This is a genomic window from Nonomuraea sp. NPDC050691 (genome assembly GCF_040654455.1).
Lineage (GTDB): Bacteria > Actinomycetota > Actinomycetes > Streptosporangiales > Streptosporangiaceae > Nonomuraea.
In genome coordinates this window covers 1-18027 of sequence record NZ_JBFAIA010000172.1, presented here as the reverse complement: position 1 = coordinate 18027, position 18027 = coordinate 1, and the positions used below count along the sequence as shown (strand labels likewise).

The 18027-nt window shown below is 72.7% G+C and carries 17 protein-coding genes and 2 pseudogenes; 10 read left to right on the top strand and 9 right to left on the bottom strand.

Going from position 1 to position 18027, the window contains the following annotated elements; all coding sequences use genetic code 11:
* Positions 1–395 (bottom strand): annotated as a pseudogene (locus AB0H81_RS36755) (PucR family transcriptional regulator); the annotation flags it as partial.
* A 75-nt stretch (positions 396–470) separates the two neighbouring features.
* Between AB0H81_RS36755 and AB0H81_RS36750 the strand changes: the two are divergent.
* The 3 genes from AB0H81_RS36750 to AB0H81_RS36740 all read left to right on the top strand — a co-directional run bounded on the left by AB0H81_RS36750 (position 471) and on the right by AB0H81_RS36740 (position 3494).
* A complete protein-coding gene (locus AB0H81_RS36750; RefSeq protein WP_358384417.1) occupies positions 471–1388 on the top strand; it encodes a proline dehydrogenase family protein in 918 nt (305 codons plus the stop codon).
* The gene (gene pruA, locus AB0H81_RS36745) at positions 1389–3062 is read left to right on the top strand and encodes an L-glutamate gamma-semialdehyde dehydrogenase (protein WP_358384414.1); all 1674 of its coding nucleotides are present in this window, start codon (positions 1389–1391) and stop codon (positions 3060–3062) included. It begins immediately after the preceding gene.
* An 84-nt stretch (positions 3063–3146) separates the two neighbouring features.
* The gene (locus tag AB0H81_RS36740; protein WP_358384412.1) at positions 3147–3494 is read left to right on the top strand and encodes a hypothetical protein; all 348 of its coding nucleotides are present in this window, start codon (positions 3147–3149) and stop codon (positions 3492–3494) included.
* A gap of 4 nt (positions 3495–3498) precedes the next feature.
* Here AB0H81_RS36740 and AB0H81_RS36735 read toward each other — a convergent pair whose 3' ends face one another.
* Positions 3499–4287, bottom strand: a complete 789-nt coding sequence (locus AB0H81_RS36735; RefSeq protein ID WP_358384409.1) for a DUF429 domain-containing protein — start codon at positions 4285–4287, stop codon at positions 3499–3501.
* A 94-nt stretch (positions 4288–4381) separates the two neighbouring features.
* Between AB0H81_RS36735 and AB0H81_RS36730 the strand changes: the two genes are divergently transcribed.
* Together AB0H81_RS36730 and AB0H81_RS36725 are read left to right on the top strand one after the other, a co-directional pair.
* Positions 4382–4837 carry a helix-turn-helix domain-containing protein gene (locus tag AB0H81_RS36730; RefSeq protein WP_358384406.1) on the top strand — a complete coding sequence of 152 codons (456 nt, stop codon included), beginning with the start codon at positions 4382–4384 and terminating at the stop codon, positions 4835–4837.
* The gene (locus AB0H81_RS36725; protein ID WP_358384403.1) at positions 4785–5198 is read left to right on the top strand and encodes a VOC family protein; all 414 of its coding nucleotides are present in this window, start codon (positions 4785–4787) and stop codon (positions 5196–5198) included. The genes AB0H81_RS36730 and AB0H81_RS36725 overlap by 53 nt, the downstream gene beginning before the upstream one ends.
* 32 nt (positions 5199–5230) lie before the next feature.
* On the opposite strand, the gene AB0H81_RS36720 is transcribed toward AB0H81_RS36725, so the two are convergent.
* Positions 5231–5392, bottom strand: a complete 162-nt coding sequence (locus AB0H81_RS36720; protein WP_358384400.1) for a hypothetical protein — start codon at positions 5390–5392, stop codon at positions 5231–5233.
* A gap of 770 nt (positions 5393–6162) precedes the next feature.
* Here AB0H81_RS36720 and AB0H81_RS36715 point away from each other — a divergent pair.
* Both AB0H81_RS36715 and AB0H81_RS36710 read left to right on the top strand, forming a co-directional pair.
* Positions 6163–6954, top strand: coding sequence for an AfsR/SARP family transcriptional regulator (locus AB0H81_RS36715; protein ID WP_358384399.1), 792 nt, complete (start codon positions 6163–6165; stop codon positions 6952–6954).
* A 13-nt stretch (positions 6955–6967) separates the two neighbouring features.
* Entirely contained in the window at positions 6968–8077 is a 1110-nt protein-coding gene (locus AB0H81_RS36710; protein ID WP_358384396.1) for a DegT/DnrJ/EryC1/StrS family aminotransferase, read from the top strand.
* 64 nt (positions 8078–8141) lie between these two features.
* On the opposite strand, the gene AB0H81_RS36705 is transcribed toward AB0H81_RS36710, so the two are convergent.
* The 3 genes from AB0H81_RS36705 to AB0H81_RS36695 are packed head-to-tail and all read right to left on the bottom strand — an operon-like array spanning position 8142 to position 10851.
* Positions 8142–9083 (bottom strand): NAD-dependent epimerase/dehydratase, encoded by a 942-nt coding sequence (locus tag AB0H81_RS36705; protein ID WP_358384393.1) that lies wholly within the window; start codon positions 9081–9083, stop codon positions 8142–8144.
* Entirely contained in the window at positions 9071–9679 is a 609-nt protein-coding gene (locus AB0H81_RS36700) for a dTDP-4-dehydrorhamnose 3,5-epimerase family protein (protein WP_358384390.1), read from the bottom strand. The genes AB0H81_RS36705 and AB0H81_RS36700 overlap by 13 nt, the downstream gene beginning before the upstream one ends.
* Positions 9676–10851, bottom strand: a complete 1176-nt coding sequence (locus AB0H81_RS36695) for an acyl-CoA dehydrogenase family protein (protein ID WP_358384388.1) — start codon at positions 10849–10851, stop codon at positions 9676–9678. The genes AB0H81_RS36700 and AB0H81_RS36695 overlap by 4 nt, the downstream gene beginning before the upstream one ends.
* Before the next feature lie 189 nt (positions 10852–11040).
* On the opposite strand from AB0H81_RS36695, the gene AB0H81_RS36690 reads away from it, so the two are divergent.
* Together AB0H81_RS36690 and AB0H81_RS36685 are read left to right on the top strand one after the other, a co-directional pair.
* A complete protein-coding gene (locus AB0H81_RS36690) occupies positions 11041–11820 on the top strand; it encodes a cyclase family protein (RefSeq protein WP_358384385.1) in 780 nt (259 codons plus the stop codon).
* Between the two features lie 57 nt (positions 11821–11877).
* Complete coding sequence (locus tag AB0H81_RS36685) at positions 11878–13095, top strand: class I SAM-dependent methyltransferase (protein WP_358384382.1); 1218 nt, start codon at positions 11878–11880, stop codon at positions 13093–13095.
* A gap of 114 nt (positions 13096–13209) precedes the next feature.
* Here the strand turns inward: AB0H81_RS36685 and AB0H81_RS36680 are convergent, their stop codons facing one another.
* Genes AB0H81_RS36680 through AB0H81_RS36670 form a run of 3 tightly spaced genes read right to left on the bottom strand, consistent with a single transcriptional unit; the run spans position 13210 to position 16780 of the window.
* Complete coding sequence (locus AB0H81_RS36680; protein WP_358384379.1) at positions 13210–14739, bottom strand: FAD-binding protein; 1530 nt, start codon at positions 14737–14739, stop codon at positions 13210–13212.
* A 38-nt stretch (positions 14740–14777) separates the two neighbouring features.
* Positions 14778–15716, bottom strand: a complete 939-nt coding sequence (rfbB, locus tag AB0H81_RS36675; RefSeq protein ID WP_358384376.1) for a dTDP-glucose 4,6-dehydratase — start codon at positions 15714–15716, stop codon at positions 14778–14780.
* Positions 15713–16780 carry a glucose-1-phosphate thymidylyltransferase gene (locus tag AB0H81_RS36670; RefSeq protein WP_358384374.1) on the bottom strand — a complete coding sequence of 356 codons (1068 nt, stop codon included), beginning with the start codon at positions 16778–16780 and terminating at the stop codon, positions 15713–15715. Before AB0H81_RS36670 ends, rfbB begins: the two co-directional genes overlap by 4 nt.
* A 174-nt stretch (positions 16781–16954) precedes the next feature.
* Here AB0H81_RS36670 and AB0H81_RS36665 point away from each other — a divergent pair.
* Positions 16955–17899, top strand: a pseudogene (locus AB0H81_RS36665) (YafY family protein); the annotation flags it as partial.
* Positions 17900–18027 lie beyond the last annotated feature (128 nt).

Below are 18027 nucleotides of genomic sequence, written 5' to 3'. Positions count from 1 at the left end.
TCCTGTGCCAGCGCGGCGGCGGCGCGGGCCACGAGCGGGTCGGCCCGCCGCAGCGCCTCGTCGGTGAGGCTGCCCGAGTCGAGCAGCCACAGGTAGCCGTAGGTGACGTCCTGGTGCCGCAGCGGCCAGCAGACCCGGGCCAGCACCTTGAGGTCGGCGTCGGCCGGGATGCGGACCAGGTGTCCGGCGCGGGCGATGCCGTAGCGTTCGAAGTAGTCGCGGACCTCCGGCGTGGCGCGCCGGCGCAGGATCGACTCCTGGCGCACGGTGTCGATGTCGCCGTGCTGCGCCCCGTACGCGAGCAGCCGGAACGAGCGGTCCTCCAGCGTCGCGGAGGCCCCGAGCAGCCGGGCGAGCTCGTCGACGATGTCCTGCAGATCAGCCGAATTGTCCATGTGTATGACAGCCTGCCACATCGGGCGTTACGAGCGTCGATGGCCCCGCTTGAGCTGGGGTTTTAGATTGGATACATGCTCGGTCAAGTGTTGCTCGCCGCCTCCCGGAGCGCGCTGGTGCGCCGCTCGGTGTCCGGTTTCCCGCTCACGCGGAAAGTCGTCGACCGGTTCGTCGCCGGCGAGGGCGTCGATGAGGCCCGCAAGGCCGTCGAACGGCTCACCGACGCCAGGCTGACCGTGACCGTGGACCACCTCGGCGAGGAGACCCGCGACGCGGGTGCCGCCGCCGCGACGGCCAAGGCGTACGTGACGCTGCTGGAGTCCCTGGCGCCGCTCGGCCTGGGCTCGCGCGCGGAGGTGTCGGTCAAGCTGTCGGCCGTCGGCCAGCAGTTCGACGAGGCGACGGCGCTCGCCCACGCCCGCGAGATCTGCGCCGCCGCCGACGCGAACGGCTCGGCCGTCACCCTCGACATGGAGGACCACACCACCGTCGACTCGACGCTCGGCATCCTGCGCACGCTGCGCGAGGACTACCCGTCGACGGGCGTGGCCATCCAGGCCTACCTGTTCCGCAGCGTCCAGGACTGCCGGGACCTCGCCGTCGAGGGCAGCCGGGTGCGCCTGGTCAAGGGCGCCTACCGGGAGCCCGCCTCGGTCGCCCACCAGAGCAAGGGCGACGTCGACCGGGCGTACGTGCGATGCCTGCGCATCCTCATGGCGGGCAAGGGATATCCCATGGTGGCGACGCACGACGACCGGCTGATCGCCGTGACCGAGCTGCTCGCCGACCGCTTCGGCCGCTCCGTCGGGGACTACGAGTACCAGATGCTGTACGGCATCCGGACCGACCGGCAGGAGGCGCTGGCCGGGGCCGGTCACACCGTCCGCGTCTACATCCCGTACGGCGACGACTGGTACGGCTACTTCATGCGCCGCCTGGCCGAGCGCCCGGCCAACGTCGCCTTCTTCCTTCGTGCCCTTGGGGGTAAGTAAATGGACGCCATCACCAACGTGCCCACGCCGGCCAACGAGCGGGTGTACTCCTACGCGCCGGGCAGCGCCGAGCGCACCACGCTGGAGAGCCGGATCAAGGAGCTGTCCGGGGCGTCGATCGACCTCACGATGACGATCGGCGGCCGGCAGCGGATGGGCGGCGGCGCGTCGATCGACGTCGTGCAGCCGCACAACAAGACGGCAGTGCTCGGCCGCACCCAGGACGCGACCGCGCAGGACGTGCAGGAGGCGATCGACACGGCGCTGGCCGCCGCCCCGGCGTGGCGGGCGCTGTCGTTCGACGAGCGGGCCGCGGTGTTCCTGCGGGCGGCCGACATGCTGGCGGGCCCGTGGCGCGCGACGCTGAACGCCGCCACCATGCTCGGCCAGTCGAAGACGGCGCAGCAGGCGGAGATCGACTCGGCGTGCGAGCTGATCGACTTCTTCCGGTTCAACGTGGCGTACGCGCGCCAGCTCTACGCCGACCAGCCGGCGTCGTCGCCCGGCGTGTGGAACCGCATGGAGTACCGGCCGCTCGAGGGCTTCGTGCTGGCGATCACGCCGTTCAACTTCACCGCCATCGCCGGCAACCTGCCGACGGCCGCCGCCCTGATGGGCAACGTCGTCGTCTGGAAGCCGTCACCCACCCAGCAGTTCGCGGCGCACTTCACCATGCGCCTGCTGGAGGAGGCCGGCCTGCCGCCGGGCGTGATCAACATGGTCACGGGCAACGGCCAGGCCGTCTCCGAGGTGGCACTGGCCCACCCCGACCTCGCGGGCATCCACTTCACCGGCTCGACCGCCACGTTCCAGCACCTGTGGAGGACGGTCGGCACGAACATCGGCTCCTACCGGAGCTACCCGCGCCTCGTCGGCGAGACCGGCGGCAAGGACTTCGTGCTCGCCCACCCGTCGGCCGACCTCGCCGGCCTCCGGACGGCGCTGATCCGGGGCGCCTTCGAGTACCAGGGGCAGAAGTGCTCGGCCGCCTCGCGGGCCTACGTCCCGCGCTCGCTGTGGACGCGGATGCGCGACGACTTCGTGGCCATGGCCGAGTCGCTCACCGTGGGCGACGTCACGGGCGACCTGTCCACGTTCATGGGCGCCGTCATCGACGAGCGGGCCTTCGCCAAGCACAAGGCCGCCATCGACCGCGCCCGCCAGGCCGCGAACGTGGACGTGCTCACCGGCTCCTACGACGACTCGACCGGCTACTTCGTCCGGCCGACCGTCATGGAGTGCGCCGACCCCACGGACGAGATCTTCGTCAAGGAGTACTTCGGCCCGATCCTCGGCGTCCACGTCTACGAGGACGGCGACTTCGACCGGGTGCTCGACCAGATGGAGTCCGTCTCGCCGTACGCGCTGACCGGCTCGCTCATCGCCCAGGACCGGTACGTGATCGCCTCGGCCTCGGAGCGGCTGCGCTTCGCGTCGGGCAACTTCTACGTCAACGACAAGCCGACGGGCGCGGTCGTGGGCCAGCAGCCGTTCGGCGGCGCCCGCGCCTCGGGCACCAACGACAAGGCGGGCTCGATCTTCAACCTGATCCGCTGGGTGAACGCCCGCACGATCAAGGAGACGTTCGTGGCGCCGGTCGTCACCGGCCCGTACCGCGGCGACGTGCCGCAGTCCGGCTTCGAGCAGCCCGACCTCAAGAAGCTCGGCTACTGACCGCCTGACGGCGACGACGAAGATCCCCGGGAGCCTGCCCTCCCGGGGATCTTCCTTTTCCCGCGGCTCGCGTCACCCTCGGCAGTGCCACGGTCGCTCTCGCGATGCTCCTCACCACCCCCGCGAAGCCTCGGCGCGGCGGGCGCGGAGGCCGCGGCGTTCACGCCGATCGCGAACCAGGGGATCGAGACCGTGAACGGCTGGCTGGCCGCCTACACGCGGCAGATCGACGAGGGCGCGTACCCGGCCTTCGACTCCACCCTCGACACGCACCTCGGCGCGATGGACCACCCCATCCACGAGAGCGAGTCCCTGGGGGGCGACGCCGACCTCCCGAGGTTCGTCAAGACCCTGGCCGACCGGGCGGCGGCCGGGCACGGCGGCGAGGGGTACGCGGCGATGATCGAGCTGTTCCGCAAGCCCGCGGCCTGACGCCTCACCCCGTGTCCCGGCTTCCCGCCAGGCGGGCCAGGGGCGCGGTGGGCAGGGCGATCCAGCCTTCCGTCGCGGCCGGGCCGGCCTGGTGCGGCTCCGGGACGGTGACCAGGCCGAGGGCGGAGGCCCGGGCGGCGAGCGCGGACACGACGGCGTCCGTGGCGTCGTCCGAGGCCCGGCAGAGCCGCTCGTACGGGCCGAGGTCCAGCCAGGGCGCCTCCGCCAGCAGCCGGTCCACGAGCCGGCCCAGCTCGACGAGGTTGGCGGCGCGCTTGTACCCCCGGTACGGCAGCCCCCACTGCTTCAGGCAGGCCGCCGGGTACACCTCCACGACCGCGCCGCCCCCGCCCCGGTCCACGGGCCTGCCGCGCCGCGCCAGCTCCGCCAGCAGGGCGGCGCACCGCATGGTGGCGTGCCCGATGCGGTCGGCCGACACGCTCAGCGGTGTCAGCCCGGTCCGCTCGTGCACCACCTGGTCGGTGACCCGCAACGCCAGGTCCCGCCGCCAGGCGCGTCCCGCGAGCCCCTCCGGCACGCGGACGTGCCCGGCGCGGTGGGCGGCGACGAAGTCGACGAACCGGTCGGGCCAGCCGAGGGGGCAGTCGATCCCCGCCTTGCCGGCGTCCGTCACCGCCCCGACCGCCCCGACCGCCTCGACCGCCTCGACGACGAGGGCGTCGTCCGCCGCGGTCTCCGCCCTGACGAGCGTCGCCCGGCCGTCCCGCCAGTCGAGCCACGCCACCGCGGTCCGCACCGCCTCGGCGGCAAGGTCGACGCCGACGGTCAACATGCCCTCACCATAGGGCCCGGGCGCGCGGACGGGGTGCCGGGACCGGGCGCTGCGGGTCTGGCACGCGCTGCTGTCGGGCGGCGGCGGGGTGCCGGTGGCCGAGCTGGCCCGCGACGTCGGCTGGAGCACCCGTCATCTGAGCTCCCGCTTCGCCGCCGAGATCGGCCTGTCGCCCAAGGCGGCCGCCCGGGTGATCCGGTTCGACCGGGCGCGCCGGTCGCTGATGCGCCGTGTGACGGACGGGCTCCCGCCGAGGCTCGCGGACCTGGCCGCCGCGTGCGGCTACTACGACCAGGCGCACCTGGCTCGCGAGTTCCGGGACCTCGCCGGCTGCTCGCCCTCACACTGGCTGGCCGAAGAGAGTGGCCTGGCCGGGGAGAGTGGGCTGGCCGGGGAGACCGGCCTGGCCGAAGAGAGTGGGCCGGCCGGGGAGACCGGCCTGGCCGGTTCCGAAACGTCCAAGCCGGGACCGCCTTCCACGGCGGAGGATCGACGACATGACGACCATGACACCGCAACCCCAGGTCTGGCCCACGCTGCGCGCCCGTGACGCCCGCGCGCTCATCGCGTTCCTCGTGGACGCGTTCGGCTTCGAGGAGACGGTCGTGTACGGCGAGGGCGACCGCGTCGACCACGCCCAGCTCGACTGGCCGCCCGGAGGGGGCGTCATGCTCGGCTCCGACCGGGGGCGTGACGAGGAGAACCCCTGGTGGCTGCCGCCCGGCACGTTCGGCGCGTACGTGGTCACCGACGAGCCCGACGCGCTGTTCGAGCGCGCCACGAAGGCGGGGGCGGAGGTGCTGTTCGCGCCGCGCGACACGGACTACGGATCGCGCGACTTCGCGGTCCGCGACCCGGAGGGCAACCTGTGGTCCTTCGGCACCTACCGGGGGGAGCCGCGCCGCGCCTGACGAGGTCCACGACGCCGCACCACTCGGCGTGGTCACGCGGGACGACCCGGCGGGTGACGAAGAGCGCCGCGTCCCGCGCGGAGGGACCACCCGATCACCAGGTGCGTGCCGGGCAGCACCAGGAGGGGCGCGGGCGGGATCGCCCCCCAGCCGTGGCCGCGGTAGCGCATCGAGAGGGACATGCCGATGGTCATGTCCGTGGCCATCCCCAGGGCGCCGGCGTCCGGGCGGTCCAGCAGCGCGGGGCCGCCCGGCTTCTCGCGACCACCCGGCTGCCGATGGGGGCCGTCACGCCGCGCTGCGCACCCGGCTGCCGGTGGCGGCCGTCGCGGCGCGCTGCGGGGCCGGTGATTAGGAGACGCTCCGGCAGGCGTTCGCGGACCCGTACGGGTGCCGCCCTCCCCCTGCCGCTCGACCCGGTCCGCGCGGTCCCGGTGAGCGCCGCAATCGCGGTCGGGCCATGGCAGAACTCACCTTTATTCGGCCCGCCGATTTGTCATCATCGCAAAACGGCCGCCCCATTCCGCATTTCCCTCACATATGCCTCGTCGGCCGCCGACTTTCGCGATGACGCCTCTCGCGATTAAGACGTTTCACCGGAGACGGCGGGCTTCGGGACGCGCCGCCCGCGCGCCGGACCGCTTCCGGCCGTACGCGAAGAGTTCGCCGGGCCGTCGCCCGGCATGCACCCCCGCGCCCATCACGGCCGCTCCGGGGGCTGCGGGCGCCCGGAGCGCAGAGTCCGCCCCCTATCCCTCACCACGAGGCGGCCCACCGAACATGAAACATGCACGCGTCTTTCGTGAAATCTTCATGGAGGGATATGTCGGGATCACGCTTTTGTGGAGGGAATGTCCTTGACATGGTCAGAATAGGAGAGTCCCATCAGACGGGTCGAGGGGGGTGAAGACCCGCCAGATCGTGACCGAATTTCGACATTTGCGTTAAGGGGGACGCTCTCCCAATGGAAGTCAAGCTGTTAGGACCGCTCGTCGCGTGCCAGAACGGGTTGTCGATCACGCCCATCCCGCGCAAGCCGCGCCAGGTCTTCTCGCTCCTGGCGCTGCACGCCGGCACCGTGGTCACGGTGTCGTCCTTCGTCGAGGAGCTGTGGGCCATGCACCCGCCGACGAGCGCGCTGTCCACCCTGCAGACCTACATCCTCCAGGTCCGCAGGGGCATCGCCGCGGCGCTCGGCGCCACCCGCACCGACGCGGCGAAGAACGTCCTGAGGACCTGCTACGGCGGGTACCTGCTCGACATCGACCCCGGTGACGTGGACGTCCACCGGTACGAGCACCTCTCCGCCGCCGGCAAGCAGGCCTTCGAGGCCGGCCGGTGGGAGTCGGCCTCGGCGTTGTTCCGCGAGGCGCTGGACATCTGGCGCGGCGAGGCCCTCGTCGACGTCCACGCCGGGCTGCGGATCGGGGTCGAGGTCGCCCGGCTGGAGGAGAGCAGGCTCGGCGTGCTGGAGGCGCGCATCGAGACCGACCTCAGGCTGAACAGGCACGTCGGACTGCTGGCCGAGCTGTCCGCGCTGACCGCCAGATACCCGATGCACGAGAACTTCTGGGCCCAGTTCATGATCGCGCTGCACCGGTCCGGCCGCAAGAGCCAGGCCCTGGAGAACTTCATCAAGCTGCGCACCACCCTGGTGAGCGAGCTGGGCGTCGAGCCGTCGGCCCGCCTCCAGCACCTGCAGCAGGCCATCTTGCGCTCGGACCCCAAGCTCGACCTGGTCAGGATCGCCGGATAAGGAGCGAACCGCATTGTCGACCTATGTGTGGAACTACCTGCAGGAGTATCACGAGGAGCGCGCCGACATCCTGGACGCGGTGGAGACCGTCTTCGAGTCGGGCCAGCTCGTCCTGGGCAAGAGCGTGGAGTCGTTCGAGCGGGAGTTCGCCGCCTACCACGGCCTGTCCCATTGCGTGGGCGTGGACAACGGCACCAACGCGATCGTCCTGGGTCTGCAGGCGCTCGGGATAGGCCCGGGCGACGAGGTGATCACCGTGTCCAACACGGCGGCGCCCACGGTGGTGGCCATCGACGCGGTGGGCGCGACGCCCGTGTTCGTGGACGTCAGGGCCGAGGACTACCTGATGGACACCACGCGGCTCGAGGCGGCCGTCACCCCCCGTACGCGCTGCCTGCTGCCCGTCCACCTGTACGGGCAGTGCGTCGAGATGCGCCCGGTGCTGGAGCTGGCCGAGCGGCACGGGCTGCGGGTGCTGGAGGACTGCGCCCAGGCGCACGGCGCGCGCCACCACGGCGCCCTCGCGGGCACCATGGGGCACGCGGCGGCCTTCTCCTTCTACCCGACCAAGGTGCTCGGCGCGTACGGCGACGGCGGCGCCACGGTGACCGCCGACCCCGAGGTGGACGCCAACCTGCGCCGCCTGCGCTACTACGGCATGGAGAAGCAGTACTACGTCGTCAGGACGCCCGGCCACAACAGCCGGCTCGACGAGGTGCAGGCGGAGATCCTGCGGCGCAAGCTGCGGCGGCTCGACGCCTACATCGCCGGCCGCCGCGAGGTCGCCCGGCGCTACGAGGAGGGGCTGGGCGACATCCCCGGGCTGGTGCTCCCCACGCTGGCCGAGGGCAACGACCACGTCCACTACGTCTACGTCGTGCGGCACCCCGAGCGGGACCGGATCATCGAGGCGCTCGACGCCTACGACATCCACCTGAACGTCAGCTACCGGTGGCCGGTGCACACCATGACCGGCTTCGCGCACCTCGGCTACGGAGAGGGATCGCTGCCGGTGACGGAACGGCTGGCCGGTGAGATCTTCTCGCTGCCGATGTACCCGTCGCTGCCGGCGGACACGCAGGACAAGGTGATCTCGGCGCTGCGCTCGGTGCTCGACGCGTGACCGGGGACCGGTCCGCGCGCCCGCGCGCGGCCGGTCCACCGGACGATCCCCGGCGAGGGGCGGCTCAGGCCGCCTCCGCCGAGGAGCGCCACAGGGCGCGGATCGACTCGCGCGGCGCGATGCGCGGCCGCCACCCCAGCCGCTCGCGGGCGCGCCGGATGTCCATCTGCGTCCAGTCGCCGCCCTTGCTGCGCACCTCCTGGTCGAGGTGCTTGATCCGGTCCTGCGGGAAGCCCGCCGCCTCGATCAGCCATTCGACCAGGCACCCGATCGGCAGCGCCTCCCCGAGCCCGATGTTGATCACCTGACCGCCCACCGGCGCCCGGGCCGCCCGCTCGATCGCCTCGGCCACGTCGCGCACGTCCACGAAGTCGCGCCGCGCGTCGGCGACGCTCAGCTCCAGCGTCTCGCCCGTCTCCAGGGCCCGGTGGATGCGGCCCACCAGCGCCGCGAGGAAGCTCTCCTGCGGCGGGTACGGCCCCGACATGTTGGCCGCCCGCAGGACCACCGCGTCGATCCCGTGCCGCTCCACGGCCGCGAGGACCGCCTGCGAGGTGGCCAGCTTGGCCCGCGCGTACGGGGTGACGGGCGCGGGGCGGACGTCCTCGGTGAGCAGCGTGCCGTACGGCACCGGGCCGTACTCGTGGACCGAGCCCACGTGCACCAGGCGCGGCCGGCCGGGCGCGGCGGCGAGCCCCTCCAGCAGCCGGTCCACCAGCCTGATGTGCGAGTACGTCATCTCCTCGGTGGTGTCGCCCCACCCGCCGGCCGCGTTGACGACGGCGCGGGCCGTCGAGACCAGCTCGGCGATCCGCCGCGGCTCGGTCGCGGTGACGTCCATGGCGGCGAACGGGTACGGCTCCAGGTGCGCGGCCCCGTGGCGGGCCACCGCGAGCACGTCCCAGCCCCGGGAGGCGAAGGTGGCGCACACCTGCCTGCCGACGCTGCCGGATCCGCCGAGGACGATCACCCGCCCGGGCGCGCCCTCCCCGTTCACCGGTCCCACAGCGCCCGCTCCACCGCCTGGGAGGCGGCGTACGACGGCAGCAGGCCCGCCCGCCGCGCCTCCTCCAGCGTCGGCGCCGCCCCGTCCCGGGGCGACACGATCGGCTCCCCCAGCTCCTCGGGGATGGGCAGGCCGAGCTCCGGGTCCAGCGCCGACAGCGCCAGCTCGTGCTCCGGCGTGTACGCCTCGGAGAGCATGTACGACATCACGGTGTCGTCCTCCAGGGCGACGAACGCGTGGCCCACGCCCACGGGGAAGTACATGCAGCGGAACTCGGCGGGGTCGAGCATCACCGCCTCCCACCGGCCGTAGGTGGGCGAGCCGGTCCTGACGTCCACGATGATGTCCAGCGAGCGCCCCTGGGGGCAGTAGACGTACTTGGCCGTGCCCGGAGGGGTGACGGTGTAGTGGACGCCCCGCACCACGCCGCGCCGCGAGCGGCTGTGGTTGGTCTGGCGCACCGGGAACAGCGGGTGCCCGGCCGCGGCCTCGAAGGCGGCGTGCTGGAACGGCGAGACGAACAGCCCGCGGTCGTCGGGGAAGATCTCGGGGATGAACTCGTAGGCGCCGGCGACGGCCAGCTCGCGCGCCTTCACCGCAGTGCCTGGGCGCTGAGGTAGTCGACCGCGTCGGCGTAGTTGTACGGGTGCATGAACCCTCCTGCGCGGACATCCCGGTACAGCCGCGACAGCGGGTGCGAGCCCGTGTAGGCGGCCCCGCCGACCACGGTCACGCAGTCGTCGACGACGCCCACCGCGTGCTGGTTCACCAGGAGCTTGGCGTACTGGAACGGGGTCATCATGGCACGCCCGCGCTCGCCGGGGTCGCCGCTGTGGTCCTCGGACAGCCGGTCGGCCTCGGCCAGCGCGTGCGTGACGGCGCAGCGCAGCGCGTACAGGCGGGCGTCGATCCCGGCGAGCAGCGTCCGCACGCCGGACTGGGGCTCGCCGCGCTTGCGAGTGGCGGCCACCGCCAGGTCGCGCGCGGCCTCGGCGAGCCCCACGTAGATGCCGAGCATGGTGATCGAGGACACCGTCTGGCCGGCCAGGGCGGCGTCGCTGGGCTCGTCGAGCAGCCCGCGCGGCAGCACGTTCTCCTCCGGGACCGGGCAGGCGTCGAAGACGATGTCCACGCTGCCGGAGGAGCGCATGCCCATGCCGTCCCAGTTGTCCTCCACGGTCAGGCCCGGGGTGTGCCGGGGCACCACGGGGGCGGCCAGCCGCACCGGCTGCCCCTTCTCGTGGAGCTGCGCGGAGATGACGAAGTGGGTGGCGATCGGCGCCATGCTGACCAGCGTCTTGCGGCCGGTGAGCGTGTAGGTGCCGTCGTCGGCGCGGGTGAGGGCCGTCACCTGCTTGGTGTCCTTGACGGCGCCGCACACCACGGCCTCGCCGGCGGCCATCTGGCGCAGCATGTCGCTCGCCAGGCGCCGCGCGTTCGGGGCGCCGTGCCTCGCCTCGTACGTCATCGTCAGGCCGCGGCTGAACTGCATGTGCAGCGCGAGGGCCACGCCCGCGTCGGCCTGGGCCAGCTCGCGCAGCGCCACGGCGACGTCGTGCATCCGCGTGACCCCGGTCCCGCCGTGGTCGGCGGGGACGGTGGCGCCCATGATGCCGTCCTTGCGCATCCGGGCGAACAGGTGCGCGGGCAGGGCGGCCGCGCGGTCGTTCGCCGCCGCCTCCGCCTTCAGGACCGGCAGGTAGGGACGCAGGAGTTCGAGCAGGCGCCGCCCCTCGGCGGACACCGGTGTTCGCAGATCAGGTGACATGGTCGCTCCGTGGCTCGTCGGGTGGACCGTTGAGGCCAGCCTGCTGATCGTCACCGGAAGCTCACTGGAGAAGCGCTTCGGCCCGTTTGGTCCACCCGCGCTCCAACCGCCCTCCAGAGCCCGCCGGTGTGCTCGTAGGCGACGATCCCGCTGGTCCGCGGGACAGGGCGGGACGGGAGGAGACATCCGGTGCGGTTGGTCGACATCAGCAGCTCGGTGGACGCGGCGGCGTGGGAGCCGGACCCGGTCGAGCACGAGATCCTGACCCCCGCGGAGGGGGCCGCGCACATGGCCGAGGAGATGCGCGAGCACTTCGGCGTCCACTTCGACCCGGCCGAGCTGCCGGACGGCGAGTTCCTGTCGCTGGACCGGATCAGGCTCACCTCGCACACGGGCACGCACGTGGACGCCCCCTCGCACTACGGGTCGCGCGCGTCGTACGGCGACGGCCGGCCGCGCGACGTCCACGAGCTGCCGCTGGAGTGGTTCTACGGCCCGGGGCTGCTGCTCGACCTGACCGGGTGCGAGACGTCGACGGCCGGAGTGGCCGAGGTGGAGAAGGCCATGGAGCGGGCGGGACGCCGGCCCGAGCCGGGCGACATCGTGCTGCTCAACACCGGCGCATCCGCGTGGGCGGGCACCCCGCGCTACTTCACCGAGTTCACCGGGCTGGACGGCCCCGCCGTCCACCTGCTGCTGGACCTCGGGGTGCGGGTGATCGGGACCGACGCGTTCAGCCTGGACGCGCCGTTCGGCGACGTGATCGCCCGCTACCGGGAGAGCGGCGACCGCTCCGTGCTGTGGCCCGCGCACGTCATCGGCCGCAGCAGGGAGTACTGCCAGATCGAACGGCTGGCCAACCTGGAGGCGCTGGAGCAACCGTACGGCTTCCAGGTCGCCTGCTTCCCCATCAAGATCACCGGCGCCGGGGCGGGCTGGGCCCGCGCGGTCGCCATCTTCGCCGAGTAGCCGAGTCCGAGTAGCCGAGTCCGAGTAGCCGAGTAGGCCGAGTAGAAAGAGCCCGATGTGACCAGATGCCGAATCTGTGATGGCCAGGTCAGGAAGTTCTTCGACTTCGGCAGGCAGCCGCTGTCCGACGACTTCCGCGCCGAGGAGGACGTCGCCGGCGCGTTCTACTTCCAGCTCGCCGTGGGGGTGTGCGCGTCGTGCTCCATGGTGCAGCTCCTGGAGGAGGTGCCCCGGGAGCGGATGTTCAACTACGACTACCCGTACCACTCCTCGGGCTCGCAGCGCATGCGCGAGCACTTCGCCCAGACCGCGCGCGACCTGCTCGCCACCGAGCTGACCGGGCCCGACCCGTTCTGCGTGGAGATCGGGTCCAACGACGGGGTCATGCTCGGCGTGGTCAAGGACGCGGGCGTGCGCCACCTCGGGGTGGAGCCGTCCGGCGGCGTCGCCGAGCTGGCCAGGAAGGACGGCGTGCGGGTGCGCACCGACTTCTTCGAGGAGTCGACCGCGGCCCAGATCGCCGCCGAGGAGGGCCGCGCGGACGTCATCTACGCGGCCAACACGATCTGCCACATCCCCTACCTGGACTCCGTCTTCCGCGGGGTGGACGCCCTGCTCGCGCCGGACGGCGTGTTCGTCTTCGAGGACCCGTACCTGGGCGACATCGTCGAGCGGCACACCTTCGACCAGATCTACGACGAGCACTTCTACCTGTTCACCGCGACGTCGGTGCGCGAGGTGGCGCGGCGGTTCGGCTTCGACCTGGTCGACGTGCGGCGGCTGCCGGTGCACGGCGGCGAGGTGCGCTACACGATCGCCCGTGCCGGGGCCAGGACGCCGTCGCCCGCCGTCGAGAAGCTGGTCGCCGAGGAGAGCGAGCGTCACCTGCACGACCTGGAGACCCTGGAGACCCTGGGCATCGGCATCGACCGGATCTGCCAGGACCTGGTCGCGCTGCTGCGCGACCTGCGCGGGCGCGGGGCCCGCGTGGCCGGATACGGCGCGACGGCCAAGAGCGCCACGGTGCTCAACTACGCGGGCATCGGCCCGGACCTGCTGCCCTGCGTGTACGACACGACGCCCGCCAAGATCGGCCGGCTGATGCCCGGCTCGCACATCCCGATCCGGTCCGCGGCGGACTTCGGCCGGCCGTACCCGGACTACGCGGTGCTGTTCGCCTGGAACCACACCGACGAGATCCTGGCCAGGGAGACGGACTTCACCGCGCAGGGCGGCAAGTGGATCGTCTACGTGCCGAGCGTGCGCGTGCTGTGAGGCGGGCCGGACCACGGGACGGGCACGCGCGTCCTTGTGAGACCGGCCGGACGACGCGACGGGACGCCGGGCGACGGGGGGTCGCCCGGCGTCCTGTCGTGTCCGCCCTGGGCTCTACGCGCCGGGCGGGCGGACCGACAGCGCGTGCCGGAACACCTCGCCCGGGTCCCAGCGGCCCTTGACCTCCTGCAGCCGCGCGTAGTTGCCGCGGAAGTACAGCCGGTGCCACGGCACCCCGCTGCGGTTCAGCTCCGGGTCGGCGAAGTCGGCGTCCGCGTAGTTGACGAACGCGCCCCCGTACCCGCGATCGGGGTCGGGGACGCCGCCCGCGTCGGCGAACAGCTCGTGGTAGGTGTCCCGGATCCAGCCCAGATGGACCTCGTCCTCGCGCGGGTCCCACCAGAACACCGACCCGTACGCCTTGAGCACGGCGTCGCGGTGCGCCATGGCCGTCTCCTCCTGCCCCACCGCGTTGATCGCGCCGCCGTGGGAGAGCAGGTAGAGCGCCGCGGCCGGGTTCTGGTAGCCGGTGCGGTCGGTGAGCCTGCGGTACAGCCGGGCGACGGCGTCCTCCTGCCAGCAGGAGCGCAGGAACGCGGCCTTGGACTTGAAGCGCCCCTTCACCCCGGCGAACTCGTCGGGCACGAGCACCGCCGCGAGGAACGGCCGCGTCTCGGCCGTCACCTCGGGCGACGACCCGGCGGCCCGGCCGGCGTCGGCGATGAGGGCGTCGGCCAGGTCGGCCGCGTCCGGGCGGCCGGCGTCGAAGGCGGTCTCCAGGGTGACCTCGCCGCCGCCCGCCCGGGGCAGGGTGAGGCTGTTGTCGAGCTGGGCGCCCGGGTCGCCCGGCGCGCTGTTGCGCTCGTGCCACAGCCCGAAGGCGCGCACCAGCGCGACGAAGCGGGACTCGTCCAGGTCGTCCCACGACCAGCGCACGGTCTTCTTCGTGACCGCGGCCGGCGCGGGCGGCAGCAGCCGATCGTCCCCGGCCGCGCCGTCCGGTGAGCGGAACAGGTAGCGGGTGACGACGCCGAAGGCGCCGGCGCCGCCGCCGGTGTGCGCCCACCACAGGTCGCGGTTCGGGTCGCCGGGCTCGCGGGTCGCGGTCACCAGCCGGGCCCGGCCCGAGCCGTCCGCCACCACGACCTGCACGCCGTACAGGTGGTCGACGGACAGGCCGTGCCGGCGCGAGAGCGCCCCTCCCCCGCCGCCGGGCACGTGGCCGCCCACCCCGATCTCGGGGCAGCGCCCGGCCGGGACGGTCACGCCCCAGCCCAGGAAGAGCGTGCGGTACATGGCGCCCAGGCTCGCGCCCGGCTCGACGGCGAAGGCCCGGTGCCCGGGGTCGTACCCGACGGCCTTCATCTCCGACAGGTCGATCACCACGTCCACCTCGGGGTGGTCGACGAGCGACTCGAAGCAGTGCCCTCCGCTGCGCACGGCGAGCCGCCGGCCCGCGCCGACGGCGTCCTCGACCAGCCGGACGACGTGTGCGGGCGTGGCGGGCAGGCCGATCGCGGCCGGGGCGGCCGGGAAGCGGGCGTTGATGCCCCGGCCGGCCAGGTCGGGGTAGCGCGGGTCGGCCTTGTCGACGGTGACGGGCTCCGGCCACGGTGCCGGGGCGGTGCGGGTGTTGTCGTCCACAGGACTCCTCATGGGCGGGGATGGATGTGACGGCCGGGTCAGGAGGACCACCAGCCGGGGTTGGCGGCGTACCAGCGGACGGTCTCGGCCAGCCCCGTCTCGAAGTCGACCTTGGGGGCGTGGCCGAGCGCCCGCAGGCGGGAGTCGTCGAGGGAGTAGCGCCGGTCGTGGCCCTTGCGGTCCTCGACGAACTCGACCATGTCCCAGCCGGCGCCGCAGGCGGCCAGCAGCCGCCCGGTCAGCTCGCGGTTGGTCAGCTCGGCCGTCCCGGCGACGTGGTACACCTCGCCGGGCTCGCCGGCCTCGGCCACCAGCCGGATCGCCGCGCAGTGGTCGTCCACGTGGATCCAGTCGCGGACGTTGCCGCCGTCGCCGTACAGGGGGACCTTGCGGCCCCGCAGCAGCCGGGTGACGAACAGCGGGACGAGCTTCTCGGGGTACTGGAAGGGGCCGTAGTTGTTGCCGCAGCGGGTGATGGAGACGGGCAGGCCGTGGGTGACCGCGTAGGCGCGGGCCATCAGGTCGCCGCCCGCCTTCGAGGCGGCGTACGGCGAGCGGGGGGCCAGCGGGGCGCTCTCGTCCCACGAGCCGTACGCGATCGAGCCGTACACCTCGTCGGTGGAGACGTGCACCACGCGCGGCGTCCGCGCGTCCAGGCACGCCTGCAGGAGCGTCTGCGTGCCGAGGACGTTGGTGCGGGCGAACTGCCCCGCGTCCGCGATCGAGCGGTCCACGTGCGACTCGGCGGCGAAGTTGACGACCAGGTCGTGCCCCGGCACGACGTCCGCCAGCAGCCGCGCGTCGCAGATGTCGCCGTGCGCGAACGCGTGCGGGACGCCCGCCAGGTTGGCGCGGTTGCCGGCGTAGGTGAGCTTGTCGAGGACCGTCACCTCGACGCCGTCGCCCGCCAGCGCGCGGGCGAAGGCCGAGCCGATGAACCCGGCCCCACCGGCGACCAGGACGCGGGAGAACGTCATGAGCTCATCCGGACTCTGCTGTGGTCGCCGAGCACGAGGCGGTGGGCCCGCGGGGCGCCGGCGGCCGGGGTGACCTGCACGTCGTGGCCGATCAGGGAGCCCTCGACCCGCGACACTCCGGTGATCGACGAGCGCGGCAGGACGATCGAGTACTCGATCTCGCTGTCCACGATCGCGCAGTCGCGCGAGATCGAGGTGAACGGCCCGACGTAGCTGCCCGACACCAGCGAGCCGGCGCCGATGATCGCGGGGCCGAGCACCCGGGAGCGCTCGACCACGGCGCCGTCCTCGACGACGACGCGGCCGATGAGCTCGCTGTCCTCGTCCACCCGCCCGTCCGTGCGGCCCTCCAGCGACTCCAGCACGAGGCGGTTGACCTCCAGCATGTCGGTGACGTTGCCGGTGTCCTTCCAGTAGCCGGAGACGACCAGCGACTCGACGCGGCGGCCGTCGTCGATCAGCCGCTGGATCGCGTCGCTGATCTCCAGCTCGCCGCGCGCCGACGGCTTGAGGTCGGCCACGACCTCGTGGATGTCCGGGGTGAACAGGTAGACGCCGACCAGGGCCAGGTCGCTCTTCGGCTCGCGCGGCTTCTCCTCCAGGCCGGTCACCCGGCCGGAGGCGTCGAGCACGGCCACGCCGAACTGGCGCGGGTCGCTGACCCGGGTCAGCATGATCTGGGCCGACGGCCGGTCGCGGGTGAAGCGTTCGACCAAATCGTCGATGCCGCCGAGCAGGAAGTTGTCCCCCAGGTACATGACGAAGTCGTCGTCGCCCAGGTAGTCGCGGGCGATGAGCACCGCGTGGGCCAGGCCGAGCGGCGCGTGCTGGTGGAGGTAGGTCACCTCGACGCCGAAGCGGGAGCCGTCGCCGACGGCGGCCTCGATCTCGGCGTGGGTCTCGCCGACGATGATGCCGATCTCGGAGACGCCGGCGGCGGCGATGGCCTCCAGGCAGTAGAAAAGGACGGGTTTGTTGGCGACGGGCACGAGTTGTTTGGCGGAGGTGTGGGTTATCGGGCGCAATCGGGTGCCGGATCCCCCGGCCAGCACGAGCCCCTTCACGGGAGGCGTCCCTTCTCGGTGCGGATTGTGCGCCTGTCCTTGACGGATCGCCGGCGATTCCGGTCAAGGGTGTTATTCATGGCTATTCGTGCAGACATCATCGCGATGCTCCGCCTCCTTAACCCGGGAGTAATGCGGCCACAATCTGGCCGCTTCACGTGACACGATGCGAGCATGGCCAACACGCCGTTGCGCATGCTCCGTTTGCTGTCGTTGCTGCAGAACTGCCGGAACTGGTCGGGTCCCGAGCTGTCGGAGCGGCTGGAGGTGAGCCCGCGCACCCTGCGCAGGGACATCGACCGGCTGCGCGAGCTCGGCTACCCGGTGCACGCCACTCCGGGGGCGCACGGCGGCTACCGGCTGGAGGCGGGCACCGCCCTGCCGCCGCTGCTGCTGGACGGCGAGGAGGCGGTGGCGATCGCGATCAGCCTGCGCACGGCGGCCGGCGGCACGGTGGCCGACATCGAGGAGACCTCCGTGCGCGCCCTGGCCAAGCTGGAGCAGGTGCTGCCCGGCCATCTGCGCCGGCGGGTCAACGCGCTGCAGAACTACACGGTGCCCCTCATCGCCGGCGGCCCCACGGTCGATCCCGAGGTCCTCACCCTGCTGGCCCAGGCGTGCCGCGACCGCGAGCGGCTCCGCTTCGCCTACAGCACGCGCGAGGGGGCCGAGAGCAACCGGCACGTCGAGCCGTACCGGCTGGTCAACGTCACCCGTAAGTGGTACCTGATGTGCTGGGACCTCAAGCGGGAGGACTGGCGCACGTTCCGCGTCGACCGGCTGTCGTCGCCGTACGCGACGGGCGAGCGGTTCCGGCCACGCGAGCTGCCGTCGGACGACATCGCCGCCTACGTGGCCGAGTCCATCACCTCGTCGCTGGCCCGCCACCGGGCGCTGGTCACGCTGCACGCCCCCATCGCGCTGGTCGCCGAGCGCATCCGGCCCCGCGACGGCATCCTCACGGTCGTCGACGACAAGACCTGCATGCTGCGCACCGCGGCCGACTCCCTGCAGTGGCTGGCGCTGACCATCGGCATGTTCGACATCGAGTTCGAGGTGCACGAGCCGCCCGAGCTGAAGGAGTACATCCTCGAACTGTCGGCACGGCTCGGCCGGGCGGTGTCCGCGCCCGCCGAACCGGCGCCGCCGGTCCCCTGGCGACGGTGCTGTCCCGGGTGCCGGCGGAGGCCGCGCATGGCTGACCCGGCGCGCGCCGCGCTCGCCGAGCCGGCGTCACCAGGGGACCG